A 14,362-nucleotide genomic window follows, 5' to 3' on the forward strand; every position below is an offset into this window, starting at 1 on the left:
GACTTCTTAGCAGGTTCTGGAGCAGGGCGACCCTTTGGCCCATAGGAGGGCTCATGGCTACCGGAACCGTGAAGTGGTTCAACGCTGAAAAGGGCTTCGGCTTCATCGCCCAGGACGGCGGCGGCCCGGATGTCTTCGTCCACTACTCCGCGATCAACGCCTCTGGCTTCCGCTCCCTGGAGGAGAACCAGACGGTGAACTTCGACGTCACGCAGGGTCCGAAGGGCCCGCAGGCGGAGAACGTCACCCCGGCCTAGTCGCCTGGGCCAACCTCCATCGCGGGTTGGAAAAGCAGTACCCAAGGAGCCCTGTCCCCTCTGCGCGAGCAGAGCGGCGGGGCTCCTGCCTTTCCCCTCCGGATCGCGGCGGGGGGCGGATACGCCCTGGGGTCCGCACCGTGTGCACGGTGCGGGCCCCAGGGCGTGTGTACGGCCGGGCCGGCCGGGTCCGACGCGCCCGCCGACCCGGGCCCGGGTCAGTTCGCGGCGTCCGCGGGCGGGGCGGTGATCTCGATGCGGAGGATCAGGACCACGTCCTCCGGGGTGACCAGGCGGAGCTGGTAGGCGCCCGGGGCGAGGTCCGCGTCCGTGAAGAGCTCCGGCAGGACGATCCGGCCGTCGGCGGCGGTCTCCGGCAGGGTGAGGCTGAAGACCTTCTTGCCGCTCTCGTCCTTGAAGTAGGGGCCCTTCGCGGTCTCCGGGTCGGCCGGCACCCACTCGCCGCCCTTCTCCTGGCCCAGACCGGCGACGACTCCGGACACGGCGACGGCCTTGCCCTTGGCCGTGGCCCGGACCTCGACCCCCTTGATGCTCGTACCGGCGACCGCCGCGAGCGGCTTCGCGCCGTCCGGGCGGGCGAGCAGGTCGGCGACCGGCGCCGTGACCTTGCCCGTGAAGTTCGCGGTGAGCCGGCTGGTGGTGTCGTAGGCCGAGACCCGCAGGGTGAAGGTGCCCGCCGTGGCGCCGGCCTTGAGGCCGGGCGGCGGCGATGCCGTCGGCGCCCGTCGTGACCACCAGGGAGGTCGCCGTCCCGAAGAGGGTGCCGGTGGCGTCCTCCTCGATCGCGAAGATCACCTCTCGGTTCGCTGCGGGCTTGCCGTCACTGAGGAGCAGCTTGACCCGCGGAACCGTGGTGAAGGCGGTCCCCGCCTCGGTGGTGAGGCCGGGACCGTCCAGCACCGTCAGGTCCTGGAGGTACGGGGCCGGCTTCTCCGGGGTGGGGGTCGGCGTCGGGGTGGGCGTGGGAGTCGGCGTCGGGGTGGGCGTCGGAGTGGGCGTCGGGGTCGGGGTGGGCGTGGGCGTCGGGGTCGGCGTGTGGGTCGGCGTCGACGTGACCGGCTGCGGGCGGGGCGTGGGCAGGGTGCCCGGCTGCGCCGGCGGGTAGTTGCCGACGGGCGGGTTCGCGACCTCGGTGGCGCCCTGCTGGTACTGGCGCATGTAGCCGAGCACGGTGTTCACGTACTCGCGGGAGTTGTTGTAGCTGAGGATCGCCTTGTCGAGCTCGGCGGCCACGGACAGGTTCCGGTCACCCGCGCACAGGTAGAGGCCGGCGCCGAGGGCCGCGTCGTAGATGTTGTTCGGGTCCCGCTTGGAGTCGCCGTTGCCGTCGGCGCCCCAGGTGGCCCAGGTCGAGGGGATGAACTGCATGGGACCGACGGCGCGGTCGTAGACCACGTCCGCGTCCCACTCGCCCCGGTCGGTGTCGCGGATCTCGGCGAAGCCGTTGCCGTCGAGGCGCGGGCCCCGGATCGGCTTCTCCGTGTAGCCGTCGGCCTTGAGCCCGTAGCCGGAGGCGTGGACGGACTCGACCCGGCCGATGCCCGCGAGCAGCTGCCAGGGCAGCTTGCAGTTGGGGAGCGCGGCCGCCACCGACAGCTCGGCGCGGTGGTAGGCGTCGAGGGCGGTCGCGGGTATGCCGCTCGCGCCCTCCGGGGTGCCCGCCCCCGCGGCGGGCGGCGGGTCGGCGACGATGTCCGGCAGGTCCAGCCGGGCGTCACCGCGGTCGGTGGCCTGCGGGCTGTCCGGGGTCGGTTCGGACTCCCCCGCGTCCGCGGTCGACGGCGTGGAGACGACCGCGGCAGTGGTCAGGCTGGCCGCGAGCGCGGCCGTGCACAGGACCTTGCGCGAGGTGTTGACGATGTGGCGGTGAAGCGGCTTCACAGTGCGGCGATCCCCCCAAGGAGCCGTTCAGGGTATGCGGCCGGTCGGGCCGTGAATATCCACTGTCTATCAGGTATTCCGACCCGACTCGCCGTCCGCCCGGCAGATGTGACGGACCATTCGTCTCGCCTTCACCACGGTCCGGCGACAGAACGGACAACAGCCTCAACTCTCCGCCCGAAATAGCCCGATGACAACCTGATTCAAGCCGTACTACGCCCGTTCGAAGCCATCGGGCAGGCCTGCGGCCACGCCAGCGTCCACTCACCCGGCCGCGCCGATGCGCGGTCCCCCCGCCGCTCCACGGGGCCCACTCGCCACCCCGCACGCGCCACTCGCGGCAGTGTGACCCGGATCACTCAAGAAGGATCGCGGGGACCGATGCATTCCGCGGCGCCCGCCGGTCTTACTTGCGTAGACACCGACCCGGACAGAAGAGGAACGATCCCCATGCGCATCGTCATCACTGAATTCATCAGCCTCGACGGGGTCGTGCAGGCCCCGGGCGGGCAGGGCGAGGACGGCGACGGCGGCTTCGCTCACGGTGGCTGGACCCAGCCCTTCTTCGACCCGGAGGTCGTCGGTGGCGCCTTCACCGAGGCCCTGGAGAAGGCCGACGCACTGCTGTACGGGCGCCGCACCTGGCAGAACATGGCCGCCGCGTGGCCGCAGCGGGCCGGCGACCCGTTCGCCGACCGGATGAACGCCCTCCCGAAGTACGTCGTGTCCGACACCCTGGGCGACGACGAGCTGACCTGGAACAACACCACGCGGATCGACGGCGCCAAGGCCGTCGCCCGCATCCGCGAGCTGCGCGACGGCGACGGCGGGGACCTGGTGGTCATGGGCAGCCCCACCCTGGCACGCACCCTGCTGAGCGAGGGCCTCGTCGACGAGCTCCGGCTCATGATCATGCCGGTGCTGCTGGGCGGCGGAAAGTCGATCTTCCCCGAGGACGGCGGCCTGCACACCCTCGAACTGACCTCCACGGCGATCAGCCCCGCGGGCGTGCACGTGTGCACCTACCGCCCGGCCGCCGAGGCGTAGCACATCTCGGGATCGGGACCGCCGTCAGAACACGGCGGTCCCGATCCCCACCAGGCATCCGGCCACCGCCCCCAGCACGACGGCGGCGAACAGGCCGGCCAGGGACACGAGGAAGTAGCCCTCGGCCTTCCTCACCGTGCCACTGCGGGCACAGGCGAACAACCAGGCCGCGAACGTGAGGAACGGTACGAGCAGCAGCCCAGCGGCGGTGCCGAAGTTGAACACGGCCGTCCCCGACAGCTCGTAGGCCCGACCTCTCGCCGTCCGAACCTCCACCTCGGCCCCCCGCCGGTACGCGTCGGCGGCCGTGTCCAGCACGATCTCGCGCGCCTCCTCCCCCGGGCGGCGGGGGGTGTACCAGCCCGCACAGTCGGTACCGGTCGCCCAGCCCTCGGCGGCGGGGGCCTCGTAGCAGCGGTCGACCTCGACGACCCCGTCCACGGGCCCGAAGCCGAGTACGGCGCCCATCTGCGGCCCCGGCAGCACCCACATCAGCCACCCGGCCACGGCGAGCGTCACCACCACCCCACCACCGGCCAACCCCCGCCCCCACCTCCGCACAGCAGCTCGCACGGCGCCCCCTCTCCCGTGCGGGCCGATACCCGCGGGGGCCCGGGCGTAACGCGTGGGCGGGGTGGTGGCGGGGGGCGGTGGGGCGGCATCAGAGCTGTTCTGGGGGTTTCCCGTCAGTCCCATCGTCTCTCCGGTTCGTGCCGGCCGGTAAGCCCCCAGAGGAACGGGCCGGTGCCAACTTTCCGGGACGGGGCGTCGGAGGCGGCACGGGCGAAGCCCGCAACGCACCCGATCGCTCCGGACTCCTCGCCCCTCAGCGTCTGCGACCCGTCCGGGCTGGGCATGGGCCGCACACACCCTAATCGCTTCTCGCGGACGGCGCCTGACGGCGATCGGGGGAGGCGGGAGGGACGGATGACGGCTGAGTCGAAGTCGATCCAGGTCTGAGAGGGAGTGGGTGAGCGCGGCGACACAACGACCGACCGTCAGAAGAGATTCACTACAGCGAATCATGACATGGGCACTCGACGGGCTGCAGTTACCACCGATCGCCCCAAGCAGAGCGCCCTTGAATGCGCACCGTGAGCTATTTGCGGTAGCGGAAATCGTTTCTGCGGTGAACGTTCGTGTCGACCGGACTCCAGATCGCGGATTGCACGGGCGGGCTGGGGTTGGGTGTGGGCGGGGCCGCGCCCAACGCGTGGGACCCGCTCTCCTTTTCCGGTTCGAGTGGAGGTAGATCTCTGTGCTGAAGAAGTCGTTCGTAGCCGTTGCAGCCGCCGTCATGGCGTTCGGGGGTGCAGGGCTGGCACAAGCTGACGATGTGGTGCGTGTGGTGGAGAGCTCGGAGGTCTCCATTCCGCCGGCTGCCGGCGGCTACCCGGGCCGGGCGGCGGCGATGGCGGAGTGTCCGGCGGGCGAGACCCGGACGGGCGGCGGGGCGATCGTGACCGCAGGCAACTCCTACGCCGACCGTTACCACTTGACGGCGAGTGCACCGATCAGCGGGGAGCGGTGGTGGGCGTTCGCGACCAACTCCGACCCCGACAACGCGGGAACCCTGAAGGCCTACGCGATCTGCGCGAAGGTGGTCAGGAACCCGACCCTCACCACCCCCTGACCTGAAGCACCCGTCCCGGTTCTGGACGTACGCAGGAGTACGTCCAGAACCGGCGATCGGCCGGCCAGCACCTCCTGACCCCGACCGCCGTCAGACGCCGTCAGACGCCGTCCGCGAGAAGCGACCAAGCCGGTTGCGGCTTGTGACCAGCCCCGGAACGGGCCGGTGCCCCGGCGAAACACCGCACCCACAACCCCGCCCCGCTCGCCCCACCCCCATCGGCTTCCGCAGCGCTCCGGCCCCACCGTGAGGGCCTGGCCGCGTGCCGTGTCAAGCCCCGAGATGCCGTGGCGTGACGGCGCGAGGACGGCGGGGCGCAATGGTCGTACGAGGTTCGGCCTCCGCAGGCCGGCCGCCACCGCTCTCCGCAGCGCCAAGGAGTACGCCATGACCAGCATCCACCGTCTCGCCCTGCTCAAGGCAGCCATCGCCGTGGGAGCCCTGCGTGTGGCACCCGGAGCGCCGGGCGCGATCGGAGACTCCATGGAGCGCGCCGCCACCGGCACGCTCGTCCCCATGCGGCCCGCCTCGCGGGGTGCGCCCGAACGCCCCGTGCGGGTGCCGCTGCACAGCCGCTGGTCCGACGTCGCCTGATGCAGCGGGGCTCTGGACCCAAGCGATCCGTCGCGGATTATCGACCAGCGGACGCCCCAGGGGCCGCGGCGCAGCCCAGACCCATCGGGCTCACGTCCCCCGCGGCCCCCGGTACAGCTCGTCGATGCGGTCCGCGTAGTCGCGCGCGATCGCGCTCCGCCTGAGCTTCAGCGACGGCGTCAGGTGCCCGCGGGCCTCGGTGAAGTCGCCCGGCAGGACGGCGAACCGACGGATCGACTCGGCCCGTGACACCAGCTGGTTCGCCTCGTCGACGGCCCGCTGGAGGTCGGCCAGCAGTTCCCCGTCCCGCACCAGGTCCCGCATCGGTACGTTCTGTTTCTTCCGCATCTGGCGCCAGTGCCACAGCCCGTCCGGCTCCAGGGTGATCAGCGCGGCGACGTAGGGCCGGTTGTCGCCGACCACCATGCACTGCCCGACCAGCGGGTGGGCCCGCAGGCGGTCCTCCAGTGGCGCGGGGGCCACGTTCTTGCCGCCGGAGGTGATGATCAGGTCCTTCTTGCGGCCGGTGATGGTGAGGTACCCCTCCGCGTCGAGCGCTCCGATGTCCCCGGTGGCCAGCCAGCTGCCGGACGGGAGCGCCTGCCCGCTGTTCCAGTAGCCCGCGAAGACGTGCCGACCGCTCAGCAGCACCTCCCCGTCGGAGGCGATCCGCACCGCGGTCCCGGGCAGCGGCCAGCCCACCGTGCCGAGCCGGGGCCGCTGCGGCGGGGTGACGGTGCTGGCCCCGGTCGTCTCGGTGAGCCCGTAGCCCTCGAAGACCTCGATGCCCGCGCCGGTGTAGAAGGCGGCGAGCCTGCGCCCCAGGGGCGATCCGCCGCTCAGGACGTAGCGGACGCGACCGCCGAGCGCGGTCCGGATCCGCCGGTAGACGAGCGGGTCGTACAGCGCCCGTGCGGCGCGCAGTACCGGCCCGGGCGCCTTGCCCTCGACGCTCTCGCCGACGCGGCGCGCGATGCGGGCGGCCCGGTCGAAGGAGGAGGCGCGGCCCATGCTCTCGGCAGTGGCTCGGGCGGTGTTGTAGACCTTCTCCAGGACGTAGGGGATGGCGAGCAGGAAGGTCGGGCGGAAGCCGGCGAGGTCGGCGAGGAGGTCTTCGGTACGGATGCTGGGCGCGTGGCCGAGCTTGACGCGGGCCCGGAGGCAGCCGACCGCGACCATGCGGCCGAAGACGTGGCTCAGCGGCAGGAACAGCAGGGTCGAGGCGGGGTCCTCGCTGACGGACTTGAAGACGGGGTGGAGCAGCTCGATGGAGTTGTCCACCTCGGCGAAGAAGTTGGCGTGGGTGATGACGCAGCCCTTGGGCCGGCCGGTGGTGCCGGAGGTGTAGATGAGGGTGGCGACGGAGTCCGGGGTCCGGTTGCCCCGCCGCAGGTGCACGAGGGCGTCGGGGATGCGCTCCCCCGCCTTCACCAGTCGACCGATCGCGCCCGTGTCGAACTCCCAGAGGTGGGCCAGCCGGGGCAGGTTGGTCCGTTCGGAGCTGAGGATGCGGGCCTGCGCAGTGTCCTCGACGGCGCAGGCCACGGCGCCGGAGTCCTGGATGATCCAGCGGGCCTGGAGGGCGGAGGCGGTGGGGTAGATGGGTACGGTGACCAGCCCCGCGGCCCAGCCGGCGAAGTCGAGCAGGGTCCACTCGTAGGTCGTGCGGGCCATGATGGCGAGCCGGTCGCCCTCGCGCAGCCCCTCGGCGATCAGCCCCTTGGCGACGGCGAGCACCCCGGCCGCGAACTCGGCGGCCGTGACGTCGCGCCAGGTCCCGTCGGGCTCCTTGCGGGCGAGTACGGCCTCGTGCGGGGCCTGGGCGGCGTTGTCGAAGGGGATGTCCCCCAGGGATCCGTGCGCGGGGGCCGCGGCCAGCGCGGGTACCCGCACCTCACGCACCACTCCGTCGACGACCGTCCGGACGGGCTCCACCGGTTTCGGCTCCGCTTCCACGGCGCACACTCCTCGACTAGACGGGTGTTACCGCCGGTAATCTACGGAGGGGCGCCCCCGCCCGACCACCCCCCGGAGCCCTTCTTCACCGACGCTCCACTCCGCGACCGCCGCCACCGCACGGCCGGGGGAATCGAGGAGATCCGTACCGCGCACCGCGTCACCGACGCTCACCGCGGGCCCCGACCCCCGCCCGGGACCATCCAGCCCCCGAGGGGCAGCGGGGACGTGTCCCGTCACTCACCCCGCAGGAACGGGGCCAGCCGGGGCTCGACGACGCGGAGCAGACGGGCCGCTGTCAGCCGCGGAGGCCCTTACGCGGCGTCCGTCGAGCGGGCGTCCTGCGAGCACGCGCCGCAGCGGCCCGGGGCCGGGGCGCGGAAGGCGTGGTCGCAGCCGTCGCAGTTCTGGAGCGGGTCCGGACGGGCGGGCGGGCGGACCGGCCGGCCCGGCGGGGCGGGCGGCAGGTGCGGCGGGAGCAGGGCGGTGAGCCGGTACGCGAGGACGGACGCGGGGCGCCGCATGTCCGCAGGGAGGTCCGAGGACAGGGCCCGCTCGACCGCGCCCGGTTCGACGCCGCGCCGCAGCCACTCCGACACGCCCGGCGTGAGCCGCCGTACGTCCCGTTCGGACAGCAGGAGCCGCGGATCGCGGCGCCGCAGCCGCGCCAGCAGGTCGGCCGCACCGGGGTGCACCCGCTGCGCCTCGGGAGCCGCCGCGGGCGGGGGATCATCGGCCTCCTGCGGTACGACCCCCGGTTCCGGTGTCGGCTCGGAGTCCGGGTCCGGTACGGGTTCCCGGCCGGGCGGAGGAGGAGGGGCCTCCGGGGCGGAGCCCGGCTTGTTGTACGAGTACGTACGGGTCACCACCCGCCCGCCCTCCAGCCGCTCGCGCCGCCGCTCCAGGTACCCGTGCCTCTCCAGCTCCCGCAGGGCGGAGGCGATCCGCACCTCGCCCTCCGGGAAGCGGCCGGCGAGGGCCTTGATGCCGACGGGGGCGCCGTCCGGCAGCGACTGGATGTAGGCGGCGACGCCGATCGCCGTCGCGGACAGTTCGCGGTGCTGGAGGAGGTGGTTGCCGACCACGGTGTAGTGACTCGCGTGCCACGTGTTGACGTGGATGACACCGGATCGGGCGGTGCCGGAGGGAACTCCGGACGTGGCGCGCGAGGGCGCGCTAGGGTACTGGGGAGCCATTGGGAAGATGCTGCTTCCTTGTTGGTCAGGCCCTCGGCCGGGATGCCAGTCCCACCGGGGGCCGTCTCATGTCTGGGGTTGTCGCGGCGAGCATATGCCCGCCAACCCACCCGAAATCCAGCCCAGTTGACACCTTTCACCCGACCGAGCGACGCGGGCCGGGTGTGGTTGGTGGGTTGGTTCTTTCCCCCGGTTCTTTGGGTCTTTATGCGTCTAAGCACGCCGGGTCGCGGACCCCCGTGACCCGGCCGCCAGGGGCACCTCCGCCCACACCACCTTGCAGGGCGACGGCCCTTCCCTGACGCCCCAACGGTCCGCCAGCGCTTCGACGATGAGCAGTCCGCAGCCCGCGTCGCGGATGCGCGGGACCCGGTCGCCGCGCGCGTCCGTCACCTCGATCAGCAGCGCCTCCGGGGTCGCCGTGAGGGCCAGCCGGAAGTCCCGGCCGGGCACGCGCCCATGGGTCACGGCGTTGGCGGCGAGCTCCGCCACGACGTGCGCGGGTTCAATCAGGGGCAGGCCCCAGCCCCGTAGTTGCTCGACGGTCAGGAGACGGGCGAGACGTGCGGCGCGCGGGGTCGCGGACAGCTGGACCTGGAAGTCGACGAATTGAGAAATCACGTCACTCAGCGTGTCCGTGCGTGCGTACCGTGAGAAGCGGCACCGCCCGTACGTCCCGGGTTTGTCCGGAGCTTGTCCAGTGCTGTCGCGGCTGTCCGGACCGAGGTGGCGGGTACGGGGCGCTGAGGACATCGGCTCGTCGGAGGTGGGCTCGCAATGAGCTTGGACAGCAGTGACGGTACGGAAGAGCCCGGCTGGGACGTCGACCCGGAGGACGAACAGGGCGCGGCGGTGGTGGCCGCGCTGGGCCGCCAGCTCAAGGCGTGGCGGGAGTCGGCCGGCCTACGGCCCGCCGATTTCGGGGCGGCCATCCAGTACGGGGAGGACCAGGTCCGCAAGGTCGAGGCGGGCAAGCGGATCCCCCGCCCCGAGTACCTGGACAGGGCGGATGAAGCGCTGAACGCGGGCGGCAAGATCGCCGCCATGAAGGCCGACCTGGAACAGGTCCGCTACCCGAAGAAGGTGCGGGACCTGGTGAAGCTGGAAGGCCGAGCGGTCGAACTGTCGGCTTACGGCAACCACAACATCCATGGCTTGTTGCAGACGGACGACTATGCGCGGGCCCTGTTCGAGATGTGGCAGCCTCCGCAGACGATGGAAGAGGTCGAACGCGGTTTGGCCGCACGGATGGCGCGGCGGTCGATCTTCGAGCGGAGCCCCGCACCCGCTCTGTGCTTCGTCCAGGAAGAGGTGACCCTACGGCGCCGCATCGGGGGGACAATGGTGATGCGTGGTCAGCTCGAACGTCTGCTGGAGATTGCCGAGCTGCGGCACGTCACGATCCAGGTCATGCCCACCCATCTCGAAGAGCACGCCGGAATGGGCGGGTTGATCCAACTGTTGAAATTCGCGGACGGATCGGCGGTGGGGCGTTCCGAAGGGGCCTTCAACGGCCGCCCCGTCTCAGATCCGAGGCAGGTCCGGATCCTTGAGCAATGCCATGCCATGATCCGATCCCAGGCTCTCACGCCACGGGAGTCCGTCGCATTCATCGAGCAAGTGCTGGGAGAGACATGATCCACGAGCCCGAGCCGGAGTGGTTCAAAAGCAGCTACAGCGACAGCGGCGACATCAACGACTGCGTCGAGGTGGCCACCACCCCCCGCGCGGTCCTGGTCCGCGACTCCAAGGACACCTTGCGCGCCCACCTGGCCTTCGGCCACCCCGCCTGGGAAGGGTTTGTCGCACACGCGTCCGGCCTGTGACGGAACCGGGGGTTCCTCTCCCGCGTCTCCCGATGAACGGTCGCCAACTGTGCGGGGGATGGATGTCGTTCGACGCGGAATGGGCGGAGCACAAAGCCCTCGCCCGGTCGGCGCCGGCACCCGCGCCAGACCCGGTACCGGCGCCCGGGGCGGGCGGTGACGGTCCGGCCGGGGCGCTGGTGGCCACGGCTTCGTCCCTCAACGGGAATGCGAACCTCCTGATCGAGATCGCCGCGCTGCTCCACGAGGGCCGCCCCGACGGCGACGCGAGCACCATGGCGCGCGCCCCGCGCGCCCATGCCGACGTGGCCGCACAGACCCTCCGCTTCGCCGCGTTCGCCGACGACCAGTTCAAGGACACCGTCGCCCTCTTCGCCGGGCTCGCCACCCGCCTCAAGACCGCCGGCACGAGCTTCGCCGAGGTGGACGACGACACCGCCCGGTCCTTCCTGGCCGGCCTCCTCGACTCGGGGCGGTACGTGCCGCCGGAGTGCAAGTGAGCAGGGGGATCAGCCACCGCGAGGACGTCGCGTTCCTGGAGGAGTGCAGTCCGCCGCTCATCGAGCGCAACGCCGCCGAGTTCCGCCGTCTGCGCGACCTCCTGGTGCAGGTCGGAGAGCCGGCCCGGCGCGCGGAGACCCGTACCGAGTGGGAGAGCGAAGGCAGCCACACGTACACCGAGCGCCTCACCGAGGCCCGGCTGCTGGTGGCCCAGATGGCCGAAGGCTACGACAGGGCCGCCAGCGCCCTGAACGCCTACGCCGCCGCCGTCACCACCGCGACGTCCCACTACCGCAACGGCAAGCACACCGAACGGGCGCTCGCGGCGCTCATCGGCACCAAGGGCGTGGCGGTCACCGAGGCCGCGCGGGCGGCGGAGCCCATGCGGCGGTGGGAGGACATGCGGGCCACGACCGGATTCCTCGACTTTCTGGCCGAGGTCACCCTGGACGTCGACGACATCCGGGAGGAGGCGGACCGGCTCCACGACGCGGCGGGCGGCAGCTTCCATCTCGCGAAGACCGTGGAGGAGGAGGCCCGCGCCACGTGCGTCCACGCGCTGAAACAGGCATACGGGCTGCTCCCCGAGTTCAGGGTGCCGGACGGCGGCGCACGGCCCGACCTGTACGCGGCGATGGCGGACATCCGCCGGGAGGCGGCGGAGGCCGCCGCCTCTCCGCTGACCCGCCTGCCCGGCAGCGGCCCGAAGCGGGAGACGGCGCCGGCGGTCGGCGACGCCGAGATGTCACCCGCGCTGCGTGACATCCGGATGCGGATCTCGTCTCTGCCTGTGGCGGACGACAGCTACTGGGACCCTCCGGGCGACGACGAGGAGCGGGCCCGCTGGATCTCCCGCAACAAGGAGCTGCTGCGGGCCGCCGCGGGGCATGCCGGACTGCCCGAGGAACTCGTCGCGGGGATCGCCTGGAAGGAGATCGGCGGGCAGTACGGACTCACCGACGACCTCACCGACACCCTGCGCGGCGCGGCCGCCTCGCCGCTGAGCCCCCTCTCGCCGCGGGACCTGCCGTGGCGGCTGGGCGGGATGCCCGACGAGACCTCGTTCGGGCCGCTCGCGATCCAGCTGCGCCGGGGCGCCGAGGTGCTCGGCTACGATCCGGCGCACCTCACGCGGGCCCAGCGGGACCTGGTGGAGGAGTCGCTCCAGGATCCGAAGCAGAATGCGTTCATCGCTGCGGGCCATCTGGCCCGGCTCAAGGCCGAGGCGGGGTACGGCGACGTGCCGGCGGAGCGGCTGACCGAGACCCAGATGCGGGAGATCGCCGCCCGCTACAACGGCGGCCCGTACTGGCGGTCGGGCAAGGCCCAGGACTACGGCGATGGCTTCGGCGACGCTCTCGGCAAGGTGAAGGACGCGATGGGATGACAGACGGCAGCGGGACCATCGTCCCGCCCGCGGACCGCGGCTGGGCGCGCCGGGTGCTCGGGCTCCTCCTCGCCCTCGTGCACGCCCTGAACGCCGTGCTCGTCTACGCCGTCGTGTCCCGCGGGCCGCAGGCCTCATGGGACCACCAGGGGTACGAGGGCACGGCCGCGGCCGTCTTCCTCTCCCTCTGCCTGAGCGCGCTCGGGCTCCTGATCACGCTCGCCCCACCCGTCCGCAGGCTGCTGGGCCCGTGGTGGCTCGCGCCGCCGCTCGTTCTGGGGGTGATCGCATGGGTTCGCATCGAGACGCTCGGCTGAGGCCGCCCCGCGGGTACACCCGTCTGCCCGCGCCACGCGGCCTCCTCGGCCGTTCGGGGCCCGCCGCCGCACGGCGGGCCGCTGGTGGTTCGCGGCCGGTACCGTTCGCGGCTCGTTGCTGATCGCGGCCCGTTGCCGGTCTCGACGACCGCACTCGTCCGCGCCCGCACCGTCTGGCGTCCTGCGGGGAAAAAGACGCCGCGGCCCCCGCCCGGACGGGGGCGGGGACCGCGGAGTGTGGGATGTGCGGGCTGCTCAGGCGGTCGCGGGGGCCGGCTGCGGCGCGGCGTCGACGACGACCGGGGCGGCGGGCTCGTCCAGCGGGGAGGCCGAGGCGTTGCCGTAGGCCTCCTTGTCCAGGATCCCCTCGCGGGCCGAGACGATGACCGGGACCAGGGCCTGGCCGGCGACGTTCGTGGCCGTGCGGATCATGTCCAGGATCGGGTCGATCGCCAGCAGCAGGCCGACGCCCGCGAGCGGGAGGCCCAGGGTGGAGAGGGTCAGCGTCAGCATGACGGTGGCGCCCGTCAGGCCGGCCGTCGCGGCGGAGCCGATGACCGAGACGAAGACGATGAGCAGGTACTCCTTGATGCCCAGCTGCACGTCGAAGATCTGCGCGATGAAGATGGCGGCGAGTGCGGGGTAGATCGCGGCGCAGCCGTCCATCTTGGTGGTGGCGCCGAACGGGACGGCGAAGGAGGCGTACTCCTTCGGGACGCCGAGGCGTTCGGTGACCTTCTGGGTGACCGGCATGGTGCCGACGGAGGAGCGGGAGACGAAGGCCAGCTGGATGGCGGGCCAGGCGCCCTTGAAGAACTGGATCGGGCTGACCTTGGCGACCGTCGCGAGCAGCAGCGGGTAGACGCCGAACATGACCAGGGCGCAGCCGATGTAGACGTCGGCGGTGAAGGTGGCGTACTTGCCGATCAGGTCCCAGCCGTACGTGGCGATCGCGGTGCCGATCAGGCCGATGGTGCCGATCGGGGCGAGGCGGATGACCCACCACAGGGCCTTCTGGAGGAGCTCCAGGGCGGACTCGGCGAGGTCGAGGACCGGCTTGGCCTTGGCGCCGAGCTGGAGGGCGGCGATGCCGGCGACGACGGCCAGGAAGACGATCTGAAGGACCTTCAGCTCGGTGAACGGGGTGACGATGTCCGTCGGCACGATGCCGGTCAGGAAGTCGATCCAGGAGCCGGTCTTCTTGGGCTCCTGGCCGTCGGCGGCGGTCAGGCCGGTGCCCGAACCCGGGTCGGTCAGCAGGCCGATGGTGATGCCGATGCCGACCGCGATCAGCGAGGTGATCATGAACCAGAGGAGGGTGCGGGAGGCGAGGCGAGCCGCGTTGTTCACCTTGCGCAGGTTGGTGATCGACACCAGGATCGCGAAGAAGACGAGCGGGGCGATGGCCAGCTTGAGCAGCTGGACGAAGATGTCGCCGGTCTTCTCCAACGTGGTGCCGAGCCAGCTGACGTCCTGGCTGCGGGCTATCCAGCCGAAGAGGACGCCGAGGGCGAGACCGGCGACGATCTGGGCCCAGAAGGGGAACTTGAACGAGGCCTTGGCAGGGGCCTGTGGGGTCGCGGACACGGACACTCTCCGGAGGTGGCGCACGGGGTGAGGGGGGGGTGGTTCTGCGGGTGTTGCGGTGCGGCAGCAGCCAGGAAGGGCCGGCCGGGACCGCTGCTGTGTCGATTCAGCTCAACAGCAACAGGCCGCGGACGCGCGGCGGCAGAGGTCGACGTGCAG

Annotated in this window: 17 protein-coding genes; 11 read left to right on the top strand and 6 right to left on the bottom strand. The window is 71.9% G+C overall.

Going from position 1 to position 14,362, the window contains the following annotated elements; all coding sequences use genetic code 11:
- Positions 1-53: 53 nt before the first annotated feature.
- The gene (locus tag AW27_RS13675; RefSeq protein ID WP_030012116.1) at positions 54-257 is read left to right on the top strand and encodes a cold-shock protein; all 204 of its coding nucleotides are present in this window, start codon (positions 54-56) and stop codon (positions 255-257) included.
- Positions 258-475: 218 nt separating this feature from the next.
- Here the strand turns inward: AW27_RS13675 and AW27_RS13680 are convergent, their stop codons facing one another.
- On the bottom strand, positions 476-760 hold the full coding sequence (locus tag AW27_RS13680) for a hypothetical protein (RefSeq protein ID WP_304949867.1): 285 nt from the start codon (positions 758-760) through the stop codon (positions 476-478).
- 353 nt (positions 761-1,113) lie between these two features.
- On the opposite strand from AW27_RS13680, the gene AW27_RS13685 reads away from it, so the two are divergent.
- From AW27_RS13685 to AW27_RS13695, 3 genes are all read left to right on the top strand, one after another.
- A complete protein-coding gene (locus AW27_RS13685; RefSeq protein ID WP_304949868.1) occupies positions 1,114-1,383 on the top strand; it encodes a hypothetical protein in 270 nt (89 codons plus the stop codon).
- 528 nt (positions 1,384-1,911) lie between these two features.
- Positions 1,912-2,148: a hypothetical protein gene (locus AW27_RS13690; RefSeq protein WP_304949869.1), complete on the top strand. Its 237-nt coding sequence runs from the start codon at positions 1,912-1,914 to the stop codon at positions 2,146-2,148.
- 461 nt (positions 2,149-2,609) lie between these two features.
- Positions 2,610-3,206 (top strand): dihydrofolate reductase family protein, encoded by a 597-nt coding sequence (locus AW27_RS13695; RefSeq protein WP_037918811.1) that lies wholly within the window; start codon positions 2,610-2,612, stop codon positions 3,204-3,206.
- Positions 3,207-3,230: 24 nt separating this feature from the next.
- Here AW27_RS13695 and AW27_RS13700 read toward each other — a convergent pair whose 3' ends face one another.
- On the bottom strand, positions 3,231-3,728 hold the full coding sequence (locus tag AW27_RS13700) for a hypothetical protein (RefSeq protein ID WP_157840192.1): 498 nt from the start codon (positions 3,726-3,728) through the stop codon (positions 3,231-3,233).
- Positions 3,729-4,542: 814 nt separating this feature from the next.
- Between AW27_RS13700 and AW27_RS13705 the strand changes: the two genes are divergently transcribed.
- Positions 4,543-4,839: a hypothetical protein gene (locus AW27_RS13705; RefSeq protein ID WP_157840191.1), complete on the top strand. Its 297-nt coding sequence runs from the start codon at positions 4,543-4,545 to the stop codon at positions 4,837-4,839.
- A 387-nt stretch (positions 4,840-5,226) separates the two neighbouring features.
- Positions 5,227-5,433, top strand: coding sequence for a hypothetical protein (locus tag AW27_RS13710; RefSeq protein ID WP_037918805.1), 207 nt, complete (start codon positions 5,227-5,229; stop codon positions 5,431-5,433).
- Between the two features lie 90 nt (positions 5,434-5,523).
- Here the strand turns inward: AW27_RS13710 and AW27_RS13715 are convergent, their stop codons facing one another.
- The 3 genes from AW27_RS13715 to AW27_RS13725 form a co-directional block, all read right to left on the bottom strand.
- A complete protein-coding gene (locus AW27_RS13715) occupies positions 5,524-7,398 on the bottom strand; it encodes an AMP-dependent synthetase/ligase (protein ID WP_037918804.1) in 1,875 nt (624 codons plus the stop codon).
- 305 nt (positions 7,399-7,703) lie between these two features.
- Positions 7,704-8,585 carry a helix-turn-helix domain-containing protein gene (locus AW27_RS13720; RefSeq protein ID WP_037918803.1) on the bottom strand — a complete coding sequence of 294 codons (882 nt, stop codon included), beginning with the start codon at positions 8,583-8,585 and terminating at the stop codon, positions 7,704-7,706.
- 213 nt (positions 8,586-8,798) lie between these two features.
- Positions 8,799-9,206 (bottom strand): ATP-binding protein, encoded by a 408-nt coding sequence (locus AW27_RS13725; RefSeq protein WP_370466481.1) that lies wholly within the window; start codon positions 9,204-9,206, stop codon positions 8,799-8,801.
- A 156-nt stretch (positions 9,207-9,362) separates the two neighbouring features.
- On the opposite strand from AW27_RS13725, the gene AW27_RS13730 reads away from it, so the two are divergent.
- The 5 genes from AW27_RS13730 to AW27_RS13750 all read left to right on the top strand — a co-directional run bounded on the left by AW27_RS13730 (position 9,363) and on the right by AW27_RS13750 (position 12,616).
- Positions 9,363-10,223, top strand: a complete 861-nt coding sequence (locus AW27_RS13730; RefSeq protein ID WP_037918802.1) for a helix-turn-helix domain-containing protein — start codon at positions 9,363-9,365, stop codon at positions 10,221-10,223.
- Positions 10,220-10,411: a DUF397 domain-containing protein gene (locus tag AW27_RS13735; RefSeq protein ID WP_037918801.1), complete on the top strand. Its 192-nt coding sequence runs from the start codon at positions 10,220-10,222 to the stop codon at positions 10,409-10,411. Before AW27_RS13730 ends, AW27_RS13735 begins: the two co-directional genes overlap by 4 nt.
- 62 nt (positions 10,412-10,473) lie before the next feature.
- Entirely contained in the window at positions 10,474-10,911 is a 438-nt protein-coding gene (locus tag AW27_RS13740; RefSeq protein ID WP_236647536.1) for a hypothetical protein, read from the top strand.
- On the top strand, positions 10,908-12,299 hold the full coding sequence (locus AW27_RS13745) for a hypothetical protein (protein WP_037918800.1): 1,392 nt from the start codon (positions 10,908-10,910) through the stop codon (positions 12,297-12,299). Before AW27_RS13740 ends, AW27_RS13745 begins: the two co-directional genes overlap by 4 nt.
- Positions 12,296-12,616, top strand: coding sequence for a hypothetical protein (locus AW27_RS13750; RefSeq protein ID WP_052030262.1), 321 nt, complete (start codon positions 12,296-12,298; stop codon positions 12,614-12,616). Before AW27_RS13745 ends, AW27_RS13750 begins: the two co-directional genes overlap by 4 nt.
- A gap of 255 nt (positions 12,617-12,871) precedes the next feature.
- On the opposite strand, the gene AW27_RS13755 is transcribed toward AW27_RS13750, so the two are convergent.
- Positions 12,872-14,209, bottom strand: coding sequence for a dicarboxylate/amino acid:cation symporter (locus tag AW27_RS13755; RefSeq protein WP_037918799.1), 1,338 nt, complete (start codon positions 14,207-14,209; stop codon positions 12,872-12,874).
- Positions 14,210-14,362: the final 153 nt, after the last annotated feature.

This window comes from Streptomyces sp. PCS3-D2 (assembly GCF_000612545.2).
Classification (GTDB): Bacteria; Actinomycetota; Actinomycetes; order Streptomycetales; family Streptomycetaceae; genus Streptomyces.

Bases quoted from the DNA above. Each gene is read 5' to 3' on its own strand.
- AW27_RS13675 (WP_030012116.1), top strand. From the start codon at position 54: ATGGCTACCGGAACCGTGAAGTGGTTCAACGCTGAAAAGGGCTTCGGC.
- AW27_RS13690 (WP_304949869.1), top strand. From the start codon at position 1,912: ATGCCGCTCGCGCCCTCCGGGGTGCCCGCCCCCGCGGCGGGCGGCGGG.
- AW27_RS13695 (WP_037918811.1), top strand. From the start codon at position 2,610: ATGCGCATCGTCATCACTGAATTCATCAGCCTCGACGGGGTCGTGCAG.
- AW27_RS13710 (WP_037918805.1), top strand. From the start codon at position 5,227: ATGACCAGCATCCACCGTCTCGCCCTGCTCAAGGCAGCCATCGCCGTG.
- AW27_RS13720 (WP_037918803.1), bottom strand. From the start codon at position 8,585: ATGGCTCCCCAGTACCCTAGCGCGCCCTCGCGCGCCACGTCCGGAGTT.
- AW27_RS13730 (WP_037918802.1), top strand. From the start codon at position 9,363: ATGAGCTTGGACAGCAGTGACGGTACGGAAGAGCCCGGCTGGGACGTC.
- AW27_RS13735 (WP_037918801.1), top strand. From the start codon at position 10,220: ATGATCCACGAGCCCGAGCCGGAGTGGTTCAAAAGCAGCTACAGCGAC.
- AW27_RS13740 (WP_236647536.1), top strand. From the start codon at position 10,474: ATGTCGTTCGACGCGGAATGGGCGGAGCACAAAGCCCTCGCCCGGTCG.
- AW27_RS13750 (WP_052030262.1), top strand. From the start codon at position 12,296: ATGACAGACGGCAGCGGGACCATCGTCCCGCCCGCGGACCGCGGCTGG.